This window comes from Bradyrhizobium sp. WSM4872 (assembly GCF_055811715.1).
This window is the reverse complement of the sequence record NZ_JBVVPT010000003.1, coordinates 356,482-375,463: the sequence shown is the minus strand read 5'-3', so window position 1 is coordinate 375,463 and position 18,982 is coordinate 356,482. Positions and strand designations below refer to the sequence as shown.

17 protein-coding genes are annotated in these 18,982 nt (G+C 64.8%); 12 read left to right on the top strand and 5 right to left on the bottom strand.

Going from position 1 to position 18,982, the window contains the following annotated elements:
• Positions 1-205 precede the first annotated feature (205 nt).
• The gene (locus AC0L3C_RS07500; RefSeq protein ID WP_007611356.1) at positions 206-919 is read right to left on the bottom strand and encodes a DUF599 domain-containing protein; all 714 of its coding nucleotides are present in this window, start codon (positions 917-919) and stop codon (positions 206-208) included.
• A gap of 118 nt (positions 920-1,037) precedes the next feature.
• Between AC0L3C_RS07500 and AC0L3C_RS07495 the strand changes: the two genes are divergently transcribed.
• The 4 genes from AC0L3C_RS07495 to AC0L3C_RS07480 all read left to right on the top strand — a co-directional run bounded on the left by AC0L3C_RS07495 (position 1,038) and on the right by AC0L3C_RS07480 (position 3,818).
• Positions 1,038-1,700 carry a glutathione S-transferase family protein gene (locus AC0L3C_RS07495; RefSeq protein ID WP_473407546.1) on the top strand — a complete coding sequence of 221 codons (663 nt, stop codon included), beginning with the start codon at positions 1,038-1,040 and terminating at the stop codon, positions 1,698-1,700.
• A gap of 306 nt (positions 1,701-2,006) precedes the next feature.
• Positions 2,007-2,210, top strand: coding sequence for a hypothetical protein (locus tag AC0L3C_RS07490; protein ID WP_007611353.1), 204 nt, complete (start codon positions 2,007-2,009; stop codon positions 2,208-2,210).
• Positions 2,211-2,369: 159 nt separating this feature from the next.
• Positions 2,370-3,335, top strand: coding sequence for a hypothetical protein (locus AC0L3C_RS07485; RefSeq protein WP_473407545.1), 966 nt, complete (start codon positions 2,370-2,372; stop codon positions 3,333-3,335).
• A gap of 42 nt (positions 3,336-3,377) precedes the next feature.
• Positions 3,378-3,818, top strand: coding sequence for a DUF1489 family protein (locus tag AC0L3C_RS07480; RefSeq protein ID WP_007603229.1), 441 nt, complete (start codon positions 3,378-3,380; stop codon positions 3,816-3,818).
• On the opposite strand, the gene panC is transcribed toward AC0L3C_RS07480, so the two are convergent.
• Entirely contained in the window at positions 3,815-4,666 is an 852-nt protein-coding gene (gene panC, locus AC0L3C_RS07475) for a pantoate--beta-alanine ligase (protein ID WP_473259473.1), read from the bottom strand. The genes AC0L3C_RS07480 and panC overlap by 4 nt on opposite strands.
• 282 nt (positions 4,667-4,948) lie before the next feature.
• Between panC and AC0L3C_RS07470 the strand changes: the two genes are divergently transcribed.
• The 4 genes from AC0L3C_RS07470 to AC0L3C_RS07455 all read left to right on the top strand — a co-directional run bounded on the left by AC0L3C_RS07470 (position 4,949) and on the right by AC0L3C_RS07455 (position 8,744).
• The gene (locus tag AC0L3C_RS07470; RefSeq protein WP_007603231.1) at positions 4,949-5,872 is read left to right on the top strand and encodes a division plane positioning ATPase MipZ; all 924 of its coding nucleotides are present in this window, start codon (positions 4,949-4,951) and stop codon (positions 5,870-5,872) included.
• A gap of 345 nt (positions 5,873-6,217) precedes the next feature.
• Positions 6,218-7,078 (top strand): alpha/beta fold hydrolase, encoded by an 861-nt coding sequence (locus tag AC0L3C_RS07465; RefSeq protein ID WP_473259477.1) that lies wholly within the window; start codon positions 6,218-6,220, stop codon positions 7,076-7,078.
• A 121-nt stretch (positions 7,079-7,199) separates the two neighbouring features.
• Entirely contained in the window at positions 7,200-7,949 is a 750-nt protein-coding gene (locus tag AC0L3C_RS07460; protein ID WP_473259479.1) for a vWA domain-containing protein, read from the top strand.
• A 69-nt stretch (positions 7,950-8,018) separates the two neighbouring features.
• The gene (locus tag AC0L3C_RS07455; RefSeq protein WP_007603236.1) at positions 8,019-8,744 is read left to right on the top strand and encodes a DnaJ domain-containing protein; all 726 of its coding nucleotides are present in this window, start codon (positions 8,019-8,021) and stop codon (positions 8,742-8,744) included.
• A gap of 224 nt (positions 8,745-8,968) precedes the next feature.
• On the opposite strand, the gene AC0L3C_RS07450 is transcribed toward AC0L3C_RS07455, so the two are convergent.
• Complete coding sequence (locus tag AC0L3C_RS07450; protein WP_473407544.1) at positions 8,969-10,807, bottom strand: serine hydrolase; 1,839 nt, start codon at positions 10,805-10,807, stop codon at positions 8,969-8,971.
• 387 nt (positions 10,808-11,194) lie between these two features.
• On the opposite strand from AC0L3C_RS07450, the gene AC0L3C_RS07445 reads away from it, so the two are divergent.
• Complete coding sequence (locus tag AC0L3C_RS07445) at positions 11,195-11,533, top strand: phasin family protein (protein ID WP_007603238.1); 339 nt, start codon at positions 11,195-11,197, stop codon at positions 11,531-11,533.
• 73 nt (positions 11,534-11,606) lie between these two features.
• Here AC0L3C_RS07445 and AC0L3C_RS07440 read toward each other — a convergent pair whose 3' ends face one another.
• Positions 11,607-12,908 (bottom strand): vWA domain-containing protein, encoded by a 1,302-nt coding sequence (locus AC0L3C_RS07440; protein WP_473277885.1) that lies wholly within the window; start codon positions 12,906-12,908, stop codon positions 11,607-11,609.
• 486 nt (positions 12,909-13,394) lie between these two features.
• Here AC0L3C_RS07440 and clpS point away from each other — a divergent pair, with 486 nt between their 5' ends.
• The 3 genes from clpS to AC0L3C_RS07425 all read left to right on the top strand — a co-directional run bounded on the left by clpS (position 13,395) and on the right by AC0L3C_RS07425 (position 17,055).
• Positions 13,395-13,727 carry an ATP-dependent Clp protease adapter ClpS gene (gene clpS, locus AC0L3C_RS07435; RefSeq protein WP_018455182.1) on the top strand — a complete coding sequence of 111 codons (333 nt, stop codon included), beginning with the start codon at positions 13,395-13,397 and terminating at the stop codon, positions 13,725-13,727.
• Positions 13,728-14,022: 295 nt separating this feature from the next.
• Positions 14,023-16,428, top strand: a complete 2,406-nt coding sequence (gene clpA / locus AC0L3C_RS07430; RefSeq protein ID WP_275167959.1) for an ATP-dependent Clp protease ATP-binding subunit ClpA — start codon at positions 14,023-14,025, stop codon at positions 16,426-16,428.
• Positions 16,429-16,509: 81 nt separating this feature from the next.
• Complete coding sequence (locus AC0L3C_RS07425; RefSeq protein WP_473259487.1) at positions 16,510-17,055, top strand: cupin domain-containing protein; 546 nt, start codon at positions 16,510-16,512, stop codon at positions 17,053-17,055.
• Positions 17,056-17,101: 46 nt separating this feature from the next.
• Here the strand turns inward: AC0L3C_RS07425 and AC0L3C_RS07420 are convergent, their stop codons facing one another.
• A complete protein-coding gene (locus tag AC0L3C_RS07420; protein WP_473407543.1) occupies positions 17,102-18,523 on the bottom strand; it encodes an MFS transporter in 1,422 nt (473 codons plus the stop codon).
• Positions 18,524-18,982: the final 459 nt, after the last annotated feature.

The window sequence follows — 18,982 nt, the reverse complement described above, 5'->3', positions numbered from 1 at the left end:
TTTTCCTGCGTGTGCTTTTCGCGCAGCGGACCGCGGGTGCGAGGTCAGCACCCGGCCTTCCCTGCGCCCTCTTGGATAAGAGGGTGGAGCGACTGAAGCAAAGCTCGGGCGAAATCAGCCGCGAGGACGCGAAGGCGTGTCTGCGATTCAAAATGCGAGATGGAAGAGCGACGCTGCTTCCCCTTGCTCCGTCATTGCGAGCGCGTCAACGGCCGCGCTTCATCTCCTCGCCATCCACCACCTCCGGCGCCATGGCCTCCCACGCGCTCGAGGCGAATTGCCGCCGCCACGTCACGATCACCACGGCTGCCGTGGTCACGAACAACACCCAGGGGCTGACGAACCAGCCGAGATAGCCGAGTGCGAAGAAGAAGGCGCGCTGGCCGCGGTTGAAATGACGGCCGGCGGATTCGAACAGGCGCGAGGTGCGGATCACATGAGCTTCGGCCTCCGGCGTGTCACGCTGCGAGGCCGCCGGCATGCCGCCGAACAGGATCGCGACATAGTTGAACAGGCGGTACGACCAGGCGAATTTGAAGAAGGCGTAGACGCAGATCAGGACAAGGCCGACGCATTTCAGCTCCCACATGGCCGGCGAGGTGCTGAGATCGATCGGCAGCTTGCTCAAGATCGTGATCGCGTCGTTGGTCGCGTGGAGCAGCGCCAGCGCGCCGCCGAGCGCGATCAGGCTGGTGGAGGCGAAGAAGGCGGTGCCGTTCTGCAGCGAGGCCATGATCTGCATGTCGACCATGCGCGCGTCGCGGTCGAGCAGCCGGCGCACCCAGACCTCGCGGTAGCGGTTCATCCGCGCCGACAGGCTGTCGCGGCCATACGCCGAATGCTCCAGCGTCAGGGCGTAGACCAGCCATTCGATGATGAAGAAGCCGACGGCGGTGATGTCGACCCAATGCCTGCTCATGTGTATCTCCTGATCGCAACGCTTGCCACGCATGGCGAGGTGCAGCAACGATTGATTGGCGGCAGGCGATGGCGTTAAAAGCGGCTCGCTTCAAGGGGTATCGAGAAGGACTGATGACATGGCTGCGCTGAAACTCGCAATCGGCAACAAGAATTACTCGTCATGGTCGATGCGGCCCTGGCTCGCACTCCGCGCCAACGATATCCCGTTCGTGGAGACCCTCATCCCGCTCTACACCGATAATCCCGCGGACAAGGAGCAGATCATCTCGTTCAGCCGCGCCGGCAAGGTGCCGGTGCTGGTCGACGGCGACATCACGGTGTGGGATTCGCTCAGCATCATCGAATACATCGCCGAGCGCTATCCGGAAGTGAAGCTGTGGCCGGACGACGCCGCCGCCCGCGCCCATGCCCGTTCGGTGTGCGCCGAGATGCATTCCGGATTCATGGCCCTTCGCCACGAATGCGGCATGAACCTGCACCGTCCGGTGCGCCCGGTGACGCTGTCCGCGGACGCCGAGGCCAATATCGCGCGCGTGCAGGAGATCTGGCGCGAGTGCCGGACCCGCTATGGCACCAATGGACCGTTCCTGTTCGGGCGCTTCGGCGCGGCGGATGCGATGTATGCCCCGGTCGTGCACCGCTTCCGCACCTACGCGATCGAGGTCACGCCGGAGACCAAGACCTACATGGACACGATGCTGGCGCTGCCGGCGTTCCAGGAATGGACCCGGGACGGGCTCGCCGAAACGCTTGTCATCGAAAAGTTCGAGAACGTGTAGCCCGTGGTTGCGATCGGGCCTCGCTCGATCGCCCGAGTGATCGGCAGGGAGAGGGACCTCACGGCCCGGGAACCGCCCAGGGCGGTGGATCACGCCAGCCCCGACGGCCGTTTGCCCCATACCCCGGAAGAACGGGTTCCAGCGGTATCATCGGCCGGCGGCATCACTCTGAAATAACTGCAAAATTCGCACGTTTGCCATGTCGCATACTGCTGGCCAAAAACGCCCGTCGCATGCTATACAGCGGGCGGGTTTCCGGCCGGCCGACGCAGTGGGACCATGGGCGTGGCAGGCGTTGTTTGAGTGATGGAGAGGGTGTTGAAGCACAAATTCCCTATTGGCGCGCGCGTATTGTTCACCGCCAGCAATGTCGCACGCCCCGCTGCCAGCGGCTCGTATGAGGTCATCCGCCTCCTGCCGACCGATGGTGACGACTGTCAGTACCGGATCAAGAGCTCGACCGAAGCCTTCGAACGCGTCGCCAAGGAAAGCCAGCTCGCGCTGTCCTGAAGGCCGACGCTGCCCGCGCATTGGCGCGTCCTCGGGAATTTGTATTCTGCCGCCGTCAAAAGGCCCGCTTCACCTTCAAAAGGTAGGCCGGGGGCAGTCGCCGACTCTCGGTACTCGCTTTGACCATTCGCTCTCTGCTCGCGTGAGGGGACGTCGCGCATGAACTGGGCATGGGCCTCGTCGCTCGACCAAATCTGGCGCTCGCCAGCCTTTCCGATGTGGATGATGCTGGCGGCTGCCGGCTTCTTCGGACTTATTCTCCTGGTGACGCTGCTGCGCGCCGAGCGGTCGGTCGCCAACGGCGCGCTGACCGTCATGACCTTGCTGGCCATAGCCATCGCGCTGGCTGCCGTCGTGCGCGTCGATGGACCGGCGGGGCAGTCCACGCCGACCGAGGCGCGTGCACAGGCCGCGATGACCGCGAGCCTGCCGGCGCTGTCCTGTCTCGACGATCTCGCCGGCGATGCCGTGGCCATTGGTTGCGAGAAAGCGCTGTTCGGCGCGCCGGACGTGGCGGCTGCAGCCGTCTCCGCGACCGCGGCCAGGATCGACCGGCTGACGGCGCTCGGCGATGCCGCGACCGTCGAGAAGAGCCTGACGCCCGACATCAAGGTGCTGCGCAAATCGCTGGAGCGTGATCGCTATGGTCTGGTCGCGCAGGTGCTGGTCGTGCGCGACGGCTGCACGCAGTTCGATTGTGCAGCTTTCCGCTCGCTGACCGATCAGCAGCAGGTCGCCGCCAACATGGATTCTCATCTCTACGACACGCTGGTTGCGCGCTACGCCCCGACCTGGAATGCGCCTGCAGCAGCGCAATCGTTGCCGGCCACTGCCGCGCTTGCGGGACTGCCGCCGTCGATGCCGACGGGCAAGCCGACCAATGCCGAGTTCCCGAGTGCCTCGTCGACGCCGCCGGTCAGCATCATGAATCCGGAGCCGGCGACGCGTCAGGCGGCGCCCACCGCGAACGCGGCGGCTCCGCGCCCCCCGGCAGCGGCCTCGGCACAGGCCGCAGCTCCCGCCGCGAAGAGGCCGCCTGCGCCCAAGGCTGCGCGGGCGCCGGCTGCAGCACCGGTTCCGCTCACGCCGCCGCCCGCCGCTCCTCCGGCTGCGGATAACGAGTAGATCGGCATTCCAAATGGGTGGCTGCCCGGCTAATGCTGGGGCATGCCACTACATCTGATCAAGCTCGCCGTCGGCTGCGAATCCGTCAAGGAATTGAAGGAGTGGACCGCCGAACGGATGCAGACCGCCAAGAAGAAGGGTCTGCCGCAACATCACATCCACATCACCCGCATGGTGCCCAAGCGCGACGCCGAGATCCTGTCGGGCGGGTCGCTCTATTGGGTGATCAAGGGCGAGGTCGCCGCGCGCGAAAAGATCATCGGGATCGAGCCGTTCCGCGACAAGGACGGCATCGGGCGCTGCCGGATCGTGATGCAGCCGAAGGTGATCCCGGTGTCGCCGCGGCCGATGCGCCCGTTCCAGGGCTGGCGCTACCTTGCCGACGATTCAGTGCCGCCCGACCTCGGCAAGTCAGCCGCCGGCTCGATCGCGGCGATGCCGGAGCCGATGCGACGCGAGCTGCGTGATCTCGGGCTGCTCTAAACCGCGATATTGTCGATCAGTCGGGTCGTGCCGAGCTTGGCCGCGACCAGGATGCGCAAGGGGCCGTCCTTGCGCGAGATGACAGGCGCCAGGGTCGTTGCATGGCGCACCTCGAAATAGTCGAGCTCAAAGCCGGCCGCCGTGATCATCGCAGCACCGCGCGCCATTGCGGCCGTGACCGCTTCGCCGGCACGGATGCGCCCGGCGCTCTCCTTCATGGCGCGGTACAGCGTGGTTGCTGTCTGCCGCTCCTGTGGTGACAGGTAGACGTTGCGCGAGGACATCGCGAGCCCGTCGCGCTCGCGCACGGTGCGGGAGCCGATCACCTTGACGCCGAGGTCGAGGTCGCGGGCCATCTGTGCCACCACACGCAACTGCTGGAAATCTTTCTCGCCGAAGATCGCGACATCCGGCCGGCACTGCGTGAACAGCTTGCCGACGACGGTGGCGACGCCGCCGAAGAAATGCGGGCGGAAGCGGTCCTCGAGCCCGGCCAGCGCCGGTCCCTCCGGTATGATGCGGGTGGCAAAGCCCTCCGGATACATGGCCTCGGCGCCGGGATGCCAGACGACGTCGACGTCCTCGGCGGCGAGCCTGGCGAGATCGGCCTTCCAGGTTCGCGGATAGGCGCCAAAATCCTCGGTTGGGGCGAACTGGGTCGGGTTGACGAAGATCGACACCACGACGCGGCTCGCGCGCCGCCTGGCCAGGCGCACCAGCGACACATGGCCGTCATGGAGCGCTCCCATGGTCGGGACCAGCGCGATCGTGGCCTTTCGCTTGCGAAGATTGTCGACGGCGCGTCGCAAGGTGGGGACCGTGCGGGCGATCAAGGGGCTGCGTGACATCAGAACTCGACGGGGTTGGGAATCGGCGGGCGCGTCCCGGCGCCCGGCAGGCTAACCTTAACAAGCGGCGACCATGGACGCCACGCATCCGGATGCGGCACAGCATCCCGCGCAATGCCGCGCAAGCGGTCGCGACATTGTGGGCTGGATCACAGACGCGAAGCGGCGCGGCGATTCATCATGAAGGACGGCGCGCCGCGATTCGTATTGCCTGTCACGCATTTCACTTGACCGCAGACGCGGCCAACTCGAAGATATTCGTTAGGGGTGTTGAGGATCGCGATGCTTGTGCAAGCTAGCCAAGGCCAGTCCGGCTCGGCGCATGTTGTCGTGCTCGGCAACGAGAAGGGCGGCTCCGGCAAGTCGACGACCGCCCTGCACATCGCGGTCGCGCTTCTGAAAGCCGGCCAGCGCGTCGCCACCATCGACCTCGACTGCCGCCAGCAGAGCTTTACTCACTACATCAACAACCGTTCCGCTTGGGCGCGCCGCACCAAGCTCGACCTCGAACTGCCGCTGCATCGCTGCATCAAGCTCGGCGAAACCATGCAGGTCGCCGAGAACGAGAATTCGGAGTTCCTTCAGTTCATGGAGGCGGTCTCGGCGGTCGAGAGCAGCTTCGACTTCATCGTCATCGATACGCCCGGCACCGACAGCTACCTGATGCGGCTTGCGCACTCGATGGCCGACACGCTGGTGACCCCGATCAACGACAGCTTCCTCGATTTCGACGTGCTCGGCACCGTCGATCCCGCCAATTACGCGGTGACGGGCGAGAGTCACTACGCCGAGATGGTGCGGGATGTCAGGCGCAAGCGTCGCCAGCTCGATGGCGCGACCACCGACTGGATCGTGGTGCGCAACCGCCTGTCGATGCTCGGCTCCCGCAACAAGCAGCTGGTTGCCGAGGGGTTGAAGGATTTGTCGCTACGGCTCGGCTTCCGCTACGTCGACGGCTTCGCCGAACGCGTCGTCTATCGCGAGTTCTTCCCGCGCGGACTGACCGCGCTGGACGAGATCGACGAGGCCACTCTCGGCATGCGGCCCAATCTCGGCCATCTCACCGCAAGGGAAGAGGTGACGAGCCTGCTGCGGCAGCTCAAGCTTCCGCTCGACGAGCGCGGACGCCGCCGTGCGGCCAACCGCGCCGAGTGGTTCAATCAGGTCGACAAGCCGCTCGAGGTTCACGACATCCTCGGCGCCTGAGGTGGCGGTATGTCGCTACTTCTGGTCGATCAAAGCGGCCGGTCTCCCGTGGGAACCGAACCCGCGCTCAGCCGTTTTCACCCCGCGTTTACTGCAAAATTGAACCCGATCGAGACAGGTTGCGTCGGAAGGTGACGTGCACCCTGACGTAGCCGTATGGGAACGAGGTGCCCAAGAAACGAGTGCGCCGCACAATGAAAGGGCTGATGGTTCACAATATTTAGCCTTCCTGTCACGCGGCTGTGACATATATTAGGGAATAGGCGACCAGGAGCCGAAGAGCTCCGGAAGAACACGATTCTCAACAGGGATTCAGGCCGCAAGAGCCTGAGGCTGAGGACGAAAATGAAGCGTGGAATTGCCGTTCTGGTTTCGGTCAGTGCCCTCTGCGGCGTCGCCTATTTCACGGCGAGCAAGTGGGCAATCAGGCACGAGACCATCACCTTCTACGATGCCTCGCGCGACAACCGTGCGGTGCCGGTCGATATCGCGATCCGTCGTGACAAGGAAATGCAGGCCAATGCCGGCATGATCACGATGCCGGTCGCCGTGATCAACCACGGTAACACCGTCAAGAACACCGAGTACGGCTTCCTCGCCAACATTTTCGCCGCGCGTGGCTACCTCGTCGTCAGCCCGCAGCATGATTTGCCGACCGACCCTCCGATGGTGACCAAGCCCGGTGAGATCTATGTCGGCCGGCTGCCGCAGATCCTGCGCGGCGTCGCCAACATCCATCTCGCCATGCAGGAGATGAAGAAGGTTCAGCCCAACGCCGACTACGACAAGGTGACCATGGTCGGCCACTCCATGGGCGGCGACATCACGATGTATTTCGCCAAGCAGTACCCGGATGAGGTCAAGAAGGTCGTCACGCTCGACAATCTTCGCGTGCCCTTCGTCACCGCCGGCAAGTTCAAGATCCTGTCGTTCCGCTCCACCGATCCGCAGTTCAAGGCCGACGCGGGCGTGATCCCGACCGACGAGGAATGCGAGAAGGCCGGCATCCAGGTCGTGAAGACCGAATTCCAGCACAACGACATGCGCGACACCGGTCCGGACGCTGCCAAGAACTCGATCCAGGGCATGCTCGACAAGTTCCTGAGCGTGACCGATAGCGAGGTGGCGCCGGTCGACACGCAATCGTCCCCGCCCAAGATACTCGAGCCCGGTCCGGTCGCCTTGATGGCGCCTGCCAAGAGCTGACGCCTTCCTCGTCGTCGATAGCGATTTTCAAAGCCTCCGCCGGCTGACGCCTGCGGGGGCTTTGCACATTGACCGGGCTGCATGCGCTGACCACATTAGCCGCTCACGCAAGGGTCAAGGAATGTCCGGCGAACCCATCAAACCGCGCGGCCGTGATGCCGTCTCGGCGCAACAAGATGGCGCTGTGCCGCAGGCGGGGACCTCGACCTCGGAGGACATCGCCGCCTTCGTCGCAAACGCGCGCGCGCTGTCACCGCATGCGCCCGGTGCGAAAGGGCGGCTGATCTTCGCGCTGGATGCGACGATGAGCCGCCAGCCGACCTGGGACATGGCCTGCGCGCTTCAGGCCGACATGTTCCGTGAGACCGCCGCGCTCGGCAGTCTCGATATCCGGCTCGTCTACTATCGCGGCTTCAACGAGTGCCGCGCCACGGGATGGATCTCCGACAGCGCCAAGCTTGCGACGCTGATGGGCAAGATCGATTGCCGTGGCGGCGACACCCAGATCGGCAAGGTGCTGAGCGAGGCGCGGCGCGAGGCGGTCGCATCCGGCGTGCGCGCCGTCGTCTTCGTCGGCGACGCCATGGAGGAGAACGTCGACGAGCTCTGCGCCAAGGCCGGCGAGCTCGGCATGCTCAAGGTGCCTGTGTTCGTATTTCAGGAAGGCCATGACGCGGTGGCCGAGCAGGCCTTTCGCGAGATCGCGCGCCTAACCGGCGGCGCCTGGTGCCGGTTCGATCCGGGCGCGGCGGCGCAGTTGCGCGAGCTGTTGCGCGCAGCCGCCGCCTACGCGGCCGGCGGACGCGAGGCGCTGTTGCAATTGGCGAAGACCGCCAGTGGCGCGGCCAGGCTGATCGGCCAGATGAAGTAGCGCTGGGGCGCGGTCGGCGGGGCGCAAGGACACGATGCTTTTTGGCGGTAGGCCGACTATATTCCGGCCATGACCCTGATCGCCGGCGCTATCGCCGTTATTACCCTTTATCTGCTGCTCCAGATGTTCCGTTCGGCCAATCCGGCCGTGCTGGCACGCGCGATCAGGTTCGGTGGCGGCGTGGTGGCGCTGGCCGTCGCAGCGTTCACAGGCTTGAAGGGCGAACTGGTGGTGGCGATCCCGCTCGGGATATTCGGTGCCGGGCTCCTGGGCTGGACACCGATGGCAAACGCCGGCTTCGGCAATATCGGCGGGCTGTTCGGCGGGGGCGCGACGCGCCCGGCCGGTCAGGCCTCGCGCGTGCGCTCGCAATTCCTGGATATGCGGCTCGATCACGATTCCGGCCAGCTCGGAGGCCGGATCGTCGCCGGGCCTCACGCCGGGCGCGATCTCGATGAGTTCGATCTCGCGGCCCTGCTGGCAATGGTCCCGGCGTTCGACGCCGAGAGCGTGGCCCTACTTGAAAGCTATCTGGACCGCCGGTTTCCCGCTTGGCGTCAGAACGCGCAGGGCGACGCGGCAGGGGGGCAGCGCCGCACGGTGGCGACCGGCAAAATGACGACGGAGGAGGCCTATCAGATCCTTGGCCTGCAGCCGGGAGCGGGGCGGGACGACATCAGCCGGGCTCACAAGTCCCTGATGAAGAAACTGCATCCCGACCAGGGGGGCTCGACGTATCTCGCTGCCCGTGTAAACGAGGCCAAGGATACTCTGCTTCGCACGCATAACGGCTAACTCCGGCACCACGCTACAAACGCTCGTCCCGTGTGAGCTCTGCTTGCTCTGTTTGCCGTCGCCCCGATGCCCGCCATTGTCGGCGTGGTCGATCCCTTGCGTAAAGTTTTAACCGTAAATCCTTGACGAGAGGTTGTCGTGGAACAGCCTCGTCGGCCACCGCATCCCGAAAATGAAAATGCCCGCGCAAGGCGCGGGCATTTTCATTGGAGCGATGCGAAAGATCAGTTGCGGACGGTCATGCAGGAGATATCGGCGCGCTTCAGGGTGCGGCACACGGCTTCGGCCTGGTCGCGGTCGAGCCCGGCGAAGCGGGCGCGGTAGAGCTTGCGATTGTCTTTCGCGACGACCGGCTCGGTGAACGGGTCGGCCTTGCTGAGCAGGCCGCGAGCCGAGCTGCGCGCCGCGTCGATGCGCTGCTGGGCTTCGTTCTCGCTCTCGAGCGCGCCGACCTGGACGATCCAGCCGCTATGGGTGACGACCGGCTTCGTGGTGGCGCTCATCTGGATCGGCTGCAGCGCCGGGTCGGCTGACGCGAGCTTCGCAGCAGCCGGGGCGGGTGCGGCGGCAGTGGCGGCCGGCAATACGCCGAGGATGCCGTTGCCGCTGCCGAAGCCCGCCGGCTGCCGCGGCAGCTCGGTACGGGCGATCTCGGCCCTCGGAGCTTCCGGTTGGCTGACGACCTCGGGCTTGTTGATAAGGTCTGCACGGGTGACCACGGCGCCCGAGGTTTCGGCGACGTCGGAGCGCGACGCGACCGTGCTCGTGACCTGCGGTGCGATCTGAGCCGGGGCGGCGGAGGCGACCTTCACCGCGCCGGCCTTGACCTGGACGGTCTTGACCCGGACCGGCTTCATCGGCTCGGACGAGCCGGGGATGATCGAGAGCGGCTGGCTCGAGATCACGCCATTGGTGAGCGGCGCAGGCTCGATCTTGGATTCTGTCGGCCGAACTTCAGGCCTGTTGGGCTGAGCCGGCGGCACCGCGGCAGTCGCAGCCGCAAGCGTCGAGAGGCGCGCGGCGAGACGCGACGGGGCTGCATCGGGAGCAGGGGCAGCCGACGCCTGGACCTGCGGAGCGGAACGGGCCGGGGTATCCGACGCATCGGCAATCTCGGCAGCCGCGTCGGAGCCGTTGCGTTCGGTGACCGCGACGACGGTATGGGTGGTCACGGCCTTATCGAGGTTCTCCGCGAGCAGGTTGCGCATGATGGCGTCGCGTGAACCGCCGCTACGGCCGCCCAGCACGACGCCGATCAGGTGGCGATTGCCGCGGCGCATCGAGGTCACGAGATTGAAGCCGGAGGCGCGGGTGTAGCCGGTCTTGATGCCGTCCACGCCCTCGACATTGCCGAGCAGATGATTGTGGTTCCGGATCGACTGTCCGCGCCAGTTGAACGTCGAGGTCGCGAAATAGCGATAGTAGCGTGGGAAGCGCTCCTGGATGGCGCGTCCGAGCGTGGCCTGGTCGCGCGCGGTCGTGACCTGCTCGTCGTTGGGAAGGCCGTTGGCGTTGCGGTAAACCGTCCTGGACATGCCGAGCGAACGCGCCTTGCGCGTCATCATCTGGGCGAAGTCGTCCTCGTCGCCGCCGATCGCTTCCGCGATCACAACGGCTGCGTCGTTGGCGGAGCGGGTGACGAGACCCTTGATCGCGTCCTCGACGCGGATGGTCTGGCCGGCACGCAGGTTCAGCTTGGTCGGATCCTGATCGGCGGCGTGCTGCGACACCGGCATCTCGGTGTCGAGCTTCATCTTCCCTGACTCGAGACGCTCGAACAGCAAATAAAGCGTCATGATCTTGGTCAGCGAGGCCGGATGCCGGATCCCGTCGGGGCTCGTTGCCTGAAGCACGGAGCCGGAATTGCCGTCGACGATGATCGACGCGAATTTCGGGCTGGAACTCTCGGACACATCGCGCTGCACGCGGTGGTGCGCGGTGTGACGCCGGTGGCGCCGCGCCTCGGCAGCATCTGTGGTGAAGATGACTGCACTGGTGACCGCAAGAAGCCCAAAAACGCCAACCCGCGCCAAGCGCGAGGAAGACAAGTTTTTACGAAGCATGAAACCCCGTCCCCGTTTCTGACTTGATCACCGGCTCGTGAGGCGAAATTGTGCCCAAGGGACCCGGGATCATTACCTGCTCAGGCTGTCCTCCGCAGGTGTTCGCCGCGGGGGACGTTGGGCCTGAGCCGCTGTTCTGGCTAAGGTGATGTTCTCCAACGGCTTTCGGCCGCTTGTGGAAGCTGAACACGTCCAGGGAATCAAAGTAGGGGGCCGCGGTTTCCAAAAGCTTAAGGAACCATTGCGGGAAACCCCGGGAATTTCTGCGATTTTGCACGCAATTTTGTGCGACGCACAAAATTCTTGACTTTTTTGTGCGTTGCACTAATTGTGAGCAGAGTCAGGGAGCCGGGGCTTCCCGACAAGAGCTAGGGAAAAGGATTCCGAATGTTCAAGGTTGAAGACTTTCAAGGCTACGGGAAAGAGCATTTCGAGCAGTACGTCGCCTCCGCGACCTCGATGCAGCACGGCCTTCAGGCGATCGCCAGCGCCTATGGCGACTACACCAAGAAGTCGTTCGAAGACACCAAGTCCTTCGTCGAGAAGCTTTCCGGCGTGAAGTCGCTGGACAAGGCCGTCGAAGCGCAGACCGAATTCGCCCGTTCCGCCTACGAGTCCTTCGTCGCGGAATCGCAGAAGATCGCCGGCCTCTATAGCGACCTCGCCAAGCAGGCGTTCAAGCCGGTCGAGACCATCGTGTCGAAGTTCACTCCGGCCGCCAGCTAACGCTTCCTGACGTCCTGGAATCAAAAGCCCGGCTGCAGCAGCCGGGCTTTTTTTGTGTCGCGGCGTGTCGATCTCAGCGCGCCACGCGCAGCTTGGACAACGACGTGCCGATGTCCTTGAACACCGAGACGGTCTGATCGGCCTTCGTCACCAGATAGAATTTTTCGGTGCCGCTCGCGCAATATTGCAGCACGCTGGACGTCGGATCGCTCCCGGTGTTCACTTGCACCGTATAGATCGTGATGTTCGCCGCCTTGGCGTTGTCGCACAGCTTCTTCTGCCGCGCGTCGATTTGCCAGGCGTTGCTGTACCAGCGGTTCTGCGTGTTGAGACCGTCGGAGAGCAGCACGATCGCGTCCTTGTAGGTGTAGTTGGTGTCCTTGGCCGGCGCGTTCATGGGATCGCCGGTCGACAGTGTCATCCAGCCCCAGGCGAGGCCAATGCCCTGGTTGGTGTTGCCGGTGGGCTTCATGGCGTCGATACGGCTCTTGAGTGAGTTCCAGTCGTAGCTCAGCGGCATGATTGGCTGCAGATAGGACGAACTGCCGGTTTCGCAGTAGGAGTACTGTTCGGCCGGGAACAGCGTTCCCGCATTGCCGCTCGTGGGCGTCGTGTTCTTGGTGTCGTAGTCCTGGTCGCGGTCGACCACGCATCCCGTCCAGGTGTTGTGGTTGGCGGACCTGGTGCCGCGGGCCGCGTCCCAATCGCTGAAATCGACCCAGTACTTATTGTAGTTGCTGGCGCCGACGTTGACGTCCTTGGCAAACGGAACAATCGAGATGTAGACGTCGCCATTGGACTTGGCGAGCGGGCTGAGCTGGTCGACCAGGCTCTTCGCGGCGGTCTGCATCGCCGCCATCTTGCCGTCGTCAGCCATCGAGCCCGTGTTGTCGAGCACCAAGGCCACGCGCATGCGCACCAGGCCCCAGGCGCTGGTAGAATCGGCGCCGACGTCGAGTGTCGGGAAACCTGCGACCTTCATGAAGGCGGTCGTGTAGGTGCCGGTGCCGGTGACCTGGATGGTGGAGCCCATGCTGGTGCTTGCGGTGTACGTGGCCGCAATGCTGACCGACGGCAGGGCGTTGGTAGCAGTGAACAGGGCATTGAAATAAGCCTGCGCCTTGGTGCTGATCTGCGACGTCGTGATGGTGCCGGACGACAGATCCTTGGAGACCATCAGCGACGTGGAATCGAGGGCCGCCTGCATTGCGGAACGAGCCTGGGCCGCGCGGCTGTAATCGATTGCAGCTCCGACGAAGCCCAAAACCGGGAGCAGCGCGATGGCGAAGATCACGGCGATATTGCCTTGTTCGGCCGCTGCAAACCGGGAGAGGTGCCGACCAACAATACGGCTGACGAGGGGCACGCGAGACATGACGATTCCCGGAAATCTGTGGCTTTGCCCGTTTTCGCGCCACGCCATTGAACGCAGGGTAAATTGGTCCGTAGAAAACCGGAGCTAACCCGCGCGAAGCGGCTGCAGCCGCGTTACGGCCGGGTTCCTGGTCAACATCTTCTAAACCGGTGGGGCGGAAGCTTTTGTCAAATCAGTCCGGATTGATTAACCTTGGTGAGGATCGCCCGGACCGGGAATCGGGACCGCCATGCCAGCATCGGCCGAGCTGTCGCACGCTTGCGGCGAGCCGGGGGCAGGCCCATATTCGGTGAGGCCGATCCGGCTTGGACCGGACCGGCTGGAAGCGGCGATCCAACAAGGCGGTACGCCTGTGCGAAGCTCCGAAGGCCGGGGCTGCGCGGCGAACCGTCATACGCTTCCGTGGGGAATTTGAACGCCTGAGCCATGCCGCAACTGTCTTCCAGACCAGATCCGTCCGCGGCCGCCGCCGCCTACGCTGCCCTGATGAGCAACGACGAGAACCGTTCCGGCGGTCCTTCCGCGCCAAACACGTCCGTCATCACCAAGGTCAAGCCGAAGACCAAGCGGCCGAACCTGTACCGTGTGCTGATCCTGAACGACGATTACACGCCGATGGAATTCGTCGTTCATGTGCTGGAGAAATTCTTCCAGAAGGACGCTGAGGCTGCAACCAAGATCATGCTGCACGTTCATCATCACGGGATCGGGGAGTGCGGCGTGTTCACCTACGAGATCGCCGAGACCAAGGTGACGCAGGTGATGGATTTCGCTCGCAAGCACCAGCATCCGCTGCAATGCGTGATGGAAAAGAAGTAAGACACAACACGTTACGGCGCGTTCGAAGCCGGTTCTTGTGCAAGTCGCAGTGTGATTGCCGCGTGATGTCTGCGCGCGATGTTCGTTGCAGAGGGCAAAACTACGGAATTTCGGACCGGTGCCGATCGTGCCCAAACCGGAACGGGTTTTGCATCGAAGAATACCGCAGCTGTGCAGCCGCCTGAGTCGCGGAACCGGTCTTTCGCCGCGATCTTGTATAACTATATGTGACAAAGGTTGTTGTTGCCTGACCGGGCGATGGCGATCATGATGGTGGGGGCCATAGAGGACGCGAATGCCGACTTTTTCCCAAAGCCTTGAACAATCCCTGCATCGTGCACTGGCGATCGCAAACGAGCGTCATCACCAATACGCGACGCTCGAGCATCTCCTGCTCTCCCTGATCGACGACTCCGATGCAGCCGCCGTCATGCGCGCCTGTAGCGTCGACCTCGACAAGCTCCGTACGAGCCTCGTCAATTATCTTGAGACCGAATTCGAAAACCTGGTGACGGATGGCGCCGACGACGCCAAGCCGACCGCAGGGTTCCAGCGCGTGATCCAACGCGCGGTGATCCACGTGCAGTCGTCCGGTCGCGAAGAGGTGACCGGCGCCAACGTGCTGATCGCGATCTTTGCCGAGCGCGAGAGTCATGCCGCGTATTTCCTGCAGGAGCAGGACATGACGCGCTACGACGCCGTCAACTATATCAGCCACGGTATCGCCAAGCGGCCGGGCGTCTCCGAGGCGCGGCCGGTGCGCGGTGTCGACGAGGAGACGGAGACCAAGGGCAGCGAGGACGCCAAGAAGAAGGGCGAGGCGCTCGAGACCTATTGCGTCAACCTCAACAAGAAGGCGCGCGACGGCAAGATCGATCCGGTGATCGGGCGCAATTCCGAGATCAACCGCGCGATCCAGGTGCTGTGCCGCCGCCAGAAGAACAATCCGCTGTTCGTGGGCGAGGCCGGCGTCGGCAAGACCGCAATCGCGGAGGGGCTTGCCAAGCGCATCGTCGACAGCGAGGTGCCTGAGGTGCTGGCGGCTGCGACCGTGTTCTCGCTCGACATGGGCACGCTGCTCGCCGGTACGCGCTATCGCGGCGACTTCGAGGAACGCCTGAAGCAGGTGCTGAAGGAGCTCGAGGCCCATCCCAACGCCATCCTGTTCATCGACGAGATCCACACCGTGATTGGTGCGGGCGCGACGTCGGGCGGGGCGATGGATGCCTCGAACCTGCTCAAGCCCGCGCTCGCTTCCGGCACGATCCGCTGCATGGGCTCGACCACCTACAAGGAATACCGCCAGCACTTCGAGAAGGACCGCGCGCTGGTGCGGCGCTTCCAGAAGATCGACGTCAACGAGCCGACGGTCGAGGACGCGATCGCGATCCTCAAGGGCCTCAAGCCGTACTTCGAAGACTACCACCGGCTGAAATACACCAATGAGGCGATCGAGGCTGCGGTGCAGCTCTCTTCGCGCTACATCCACGACCGCAAGCTGCCGGACAAGGCGATCGACGTGATCGACGAATCCGGCGCGGCGCAGATGCTGGTCGCCGAGAACAAGCGCAAGAAGACCATCGGCATCAAGGAGATCGAGACCACGATCGCCTCGATGGCGCGGATCCCGCCGAAGAGCGTGTCGAAGGACGATGCCGAGGTGCTCAAGCATCTCGAGCAGACCCTGAAGCGTACCGTGTTCGGTCAGGACAAGGCGATCGAGTCGCTCGCCGCTTCGATCAAGCTGGCGCGGGCCGGCCTGCGCGAGCCGGAGAAGCCGATCGGCTGCTATTTGTTCTCGGGTCCGACCGGCGTCGGCAAGACCGAGGTCGCGAAACAGCTCGCGGCGTCGCTCGGCGTCGAGCTGTTGCGCTTCGACATGTCCGAATACATGGAGCGGCACACCGTGTCGCGCCTGATCGGCGCGCCTCCCGGCTATGTCGGCTTCGACCAGGGCGGCCTGCTCACAGACGGCGTCGATCAGCATCCGCATTGCGTGGTGCTGCTCGACGAAATCGAGAAGGCGCACCCCGATCTCTACAACGTGCTGCTCCAGATCATGGATCACGGCCGGCTCACCGACCACAACGGCAAGCAGGTCAACTTCCGCAATGTGATCCTGATCATGACCACGAATGCGGGCGCGTCCGATCTCGCCAAGCAGGCGTTCGGCTTCACGCGCTCGAAACGGGAAGGCGACGACCACGAGGCGATCAACCGGCAGTTCGCGCCGGAATTCCGCAACCGTCTCGATGCCGTCGTGTCGTTCGGCCATCTCAGCGTCGAGGTGATCGGTACAGTGGTCGAGAAGTTCGTGCTTCAGCTCGAGGCGCAGCTCGGCGATCGCGATGTCACCATCGAGCTGTCCGAGCCCGCCAAGACCTGGCTGGTGAAGCATGGTTACGACGAGCAGATGGGCGCACGTCCCATGGCTCGCGTGATCCAGGAGCACATCAAGAAGCCGCTGGCCGACGAGGTGCTGTTCGGCAAGCTCAAGGGTGGCGGCCATGTCCGCGTCGTTCTGGTCAAGGACGAGGCCGACGAGACCAAGGACAAGATCGGCTTCGAGTTCGTCGAGGGTCCGGTCACGCCGAAGCAGGAGAAGCTCCCGGGTGCCCGCAAGCGCCCGCCGGGCAAGTCCAAGCCCGGTGGCCCCGGCGGCTCGAAGGGGCCGACCAAGAGCCCGCTGGTCAAGGTTTGATCTGCACGCGAAGAATTGAGAAGGCCGGCTGAGAAGCCGGCCTTTCTTATGGGCAGTCAAATATAAGCAAGAATATCCCGTATGACCAACACGCCTTCTGCAAACTCGTCGTCAGCTTCCTCGATCCCCGCCGACGATCCCGGCCGTGCCCTGACGGTCGCCGATCCCGACGGCGCTGACGTGCCGCATATCTCTGTGGCCGGCGGCACCTACACGGTCCTGGTGTCGGGCGCGCAGACCGCAGGACGCTATTGCCTGGTCGACATGCTGGTGCCCGCCGGCGGCGGGCCCCCGCCGCACCGCCACGACTTCGAGGAAATGTTCACGCTGCTCGAAGGCGAACTTGAATTCACCTTTCGCGGTAAGTCCCACACCGTAAGTGCCGGGTCGACCGTCAACGTTCCGGCCAACGCGCCGCACGCGTTCAAGAACGTGTCCGGCAAGACGGCCCGTATGCTCTGCATGTGCACGCCAGCGGGACAGGACGAATTCTTCCTGGCGGTTGGCTTTCCCGTTGAAGGCCGCACATCGCCACCGCCGAAGCCGACCCCGGAAGAGATGGCCGAGAAAGGCAAGCTGATCGCAGCACTGCTGCCGAAATATCGCACCGAGATAGTGAAGATGTGAGGCGCGGAGGACGCAGCCGAAATCGGCCTTCCCAAATGGTCGTGCGCTATTCGCCGCGCAGACGCTGGTCGTCCTGCACCCGAACATGCTCGGCGCCGCGCGCTCCCGCGGGCGACAGCCGCAACATGCTCAGCGCCGCGCCGCAGAGCGCGAAGCCGACGCCGGTCAGCAACGCGATCCGGGTTCCCTCGATCGGATAGCGGCCGAGGAACAGCGCCACCAGCGCTGCGCCGGTGGTCTGGCCGAGCAGCCGCGCCGTCCCCAGCATGCCGCTGGCGCCGCCGGCACGCTCGCGGGGGGCGGCCGCGATCATGGTGCGGTTGTTGGGGGTCTGGAACAGGCCGAAGCCGGCGCCGGCCAGCGCCATCCGCCAGATCACGTCGAGCGGCGTGGGCGCCGCCGGCAACAAGGCGAGCGCAGCGAGGCCGCAGGCGAACAGCGTGAGGCCGATGCCGCCGAGCAGGCCGGCCGGATAATGCTCGACCAGGCGACCGGCGAGGGGGGCTGCGAACGCGACCGCGATCGGCCATGGCGTGATCAGGAGGCCCATATGCACCGCCGAATAGCCGAAGCGGCTCTGGAGGTAGAAGGGGATCGCGACGAAGGCCAGCATCTGCCCACAGAACGAGGCGATCGAGGTCGCAATCGACAGAGCGAACACCGGGATCCGCAACAGGTCGATCGGCAGCAGCGGCGAGGCCATGTGGGTCTCGCGGTAGATCAGCAGCGCGCCGGCGACGAGCGCGACGGCGAACTGCACGAGACAGGTGATCGCCGCTTCGCCATGACCGACGCTGTCGACGGCCGCGATGCCGACGCCGAAAGTGATCGCGGACAGCCCTGCGCTCTGCCAGTCGAAGGAATGGCTCGCAGGCCTGGTGTGCGGCAGGCTGCGCAGGCCCAGCACCAGTGTCACCACGCCGAGCGGAACGTTGATGGCGAACAGCCAGGGCCAGCTGCCGAACGCGAGGATGCCGGCGGCCAGCGTCGGACCGACCGCGGCCGAGAAGGCGACGACGAGGGCATTGAGCCCGATGCCGCGGCCGAGCTGGCTGCGGGGGTAAGTGAAACGCACCAGCGCTGCGTTGACGCTCATGATGCCGGCCGCGCCGAACCCCTGCACGATGCGTGCGATCGTGAGGAGCGGCAGCGTGTGCGCCAGCGCGCAGAATGCGGAGGCAAGCGTGAACAGCACCAGCCCGACCAGATAGACGCGGCGATAGCCGACGATCTCGCCGAGCGAAGCCAGCGGCAGCAGCGAGATCGTGATCGCGAGCTGGTAGCCGTTGACGATCCAGATCGAAAACGCCGGGCTGGCGTCGAGGTCGGCCGCGATCGTCGGCAGCGCGACATTGGCGATGGCGCTGTCGACCACTGCCATGATGATGCCGAGCGCAATGGTGAGGACCGCCTGGCTGCGCTGCGGCTGCGGCAGGCCGTCGGCGTGCTCCATGGGGGCTGGCGACATGATGGCGGCGTGCTTGATTCGAGCCGTGGTTCGTCTCCGGGTTAGGAAATTGCGAGATGCATCGCAACCCGGCAGGATACGGGCGGTTCCTGCGCCGGGCGCGGGTCCACCGGCACCGCGGGCATGGGTCGGCACGGCCTTCGCGGGCTCACCAGCGCGAGGTCGACTTCCCGAACACGTAGAGCGCGACGAGCCCAACCGTCGCCGCGGTCGAGACGATGAGGATGGTGCGGTTCTAATCGATTCCGCTCCGCTCGGCGCGGTTGAGATTGAGAGCGGTGAACAGGGCCTTCATGGCAAATCGGCGCATTGGGCGGCCCTCGCGGGTGCGCACGATGACACTGTCGGGGGGGGGCGGGGGGGGGGCGGGGGCCGCCGGCGGGGGGGGGGGGGGGCGGGGGGCCCGGGGGGGGGGGGGGGGCGGGGGTGGGGGGGGGGGGGGGGGGGGGGGGGGGGGCG

What these genes read in the sequence shown, in the direction of transcription:
- AC0L3C_RS07500 (WP_007611356.1), bottom strand. Translation starts at nt 919, where the DNA reads ATGAGCAGGCATTGGGTCGACATCACCGCCGTCGGCTTCTTCATCATC.
- AC0L3C_RS07495 (WP_473407546.1), top strand. Translation starts at nt 1,038, where the DNA reads ATGGCTGCGCTGAAACTCGCAATCGGCAACAAGAATTACTCGTCATGG.
- AC0L3C_RS07490 (WP_007611353.1), top strand. Translation starts at nt 2,007, where the DNA reads ATGGAGAGGGTGTTGAAGCACAAATTCCCTATTGGCGCGCGCGTATTG.
- AC0L3C_RS07485 (WP_473407545.1), top strand. Translation starts at nt 2,370, where the DNA reads ATGAACTGGGCATGGGCCTCGTCGCTCGACCAAATCTGGCGCTCGCCA.
- AC0L3C_RS07480 (WP_007603229.1), top strand. Translation starts at nt 3,378, where the DNA reads ATGCCACTACATCTGATCAAGCTCGCCGTCGGCTGCGAATCCGTCAAG.
- panC (WP_473259473.1), bottom strand. Translation starts at nt 4,666, where the DNA reads ATGTCACGCAGCCCCTTGATCGCCCGCACGGTCCCCACCTTGCGACGC.
- AC0L3C_RS07470 (WP_007603231.1), top strand. Translation starts at nt 4,949, where the DNA reads ATGCTTGTGCAAGCTAGCCAAGGCCAGTCCGGCTCGGCGCATGTTGTC.
- AC0L3C_RS07465 (WP_473259477.1), top strand. Translation starts at nt 6,218, where the DNA reads ATGAAGCGTGGAATTGCCGTTCTGGTTTCGGTCAGTGCCCTCTGCGGC.
- AC0L3C_RS07460 (WP_473259479.1), top strand. Translation starts at nt 7,200, where the DNA reads ATGTCCGGCGAACCCATCAAACCGCGCGGCCGTGATGCCGTCTCGGCG.
- AC0L3C_RS07455 (WP_007603236.1), top strand. Translation starts at nt 8,019, where the DNA reads ATGACCCTGATCGCCGGCGCTATCGCCGTTATTACCCTTTATCTGCTG.
- AC0L3C_RS07450 (WP_473407544.1), bottom strand. Translation starts at nt 10,807, where the DNA reads ATGCTTCGTAAAAACTTGTCTTCCTCGCGCTTGGCGCGGGTTGGCGTT.
- AC0L3C_RS07445 (WP_007603238.1), top strand. Translation starts at nt 11,195, where the DNA reads ATGTTCAAGGTTGAAGACTTTCAAGGCTACGGGAAAGAGCATTTCGAG.
- AC0L3C_RS07440 (WP_473277885.1), bottom strand. Translation starts at nt 12,908, where the DNA reads ATGTCTCGCGTGCCCCTCGTCAGCCGTATTGTTGGTCGGCACCTCTCC.
- clpS (WP_018455182.1), top strand. Translation starts at nt 13,395, where the DNA reads ATGAGCAACGACGAGAACCGTTCCGGCGGTCCTTCCGCGCCAAACACG.
- clpA (WP_275167959.1), top strand. Translation starts at nt 14,023, where the DNA reads ATGCCGACTTTTTCCCAAAGCCTTGAACAATCCCTGCATCGTGCACTG.
- AC0L3C_RS07425 (WP_473259487.1), top strand. Translation starts at nt 16,510, where the DNA reads ATGACCAACACGCCTTCTGCAAACTCGTCGTCAGCTTCCTCGATCCCC.
- AC0L3C_RS07420 (WP_473407543.1), bottom strand. Translation starts at nt 18,523, where the DNA reads ATGTCGCCAGCCCCCATGGAGCACGCCGACGGCCTGCCGCAGCCGCAG.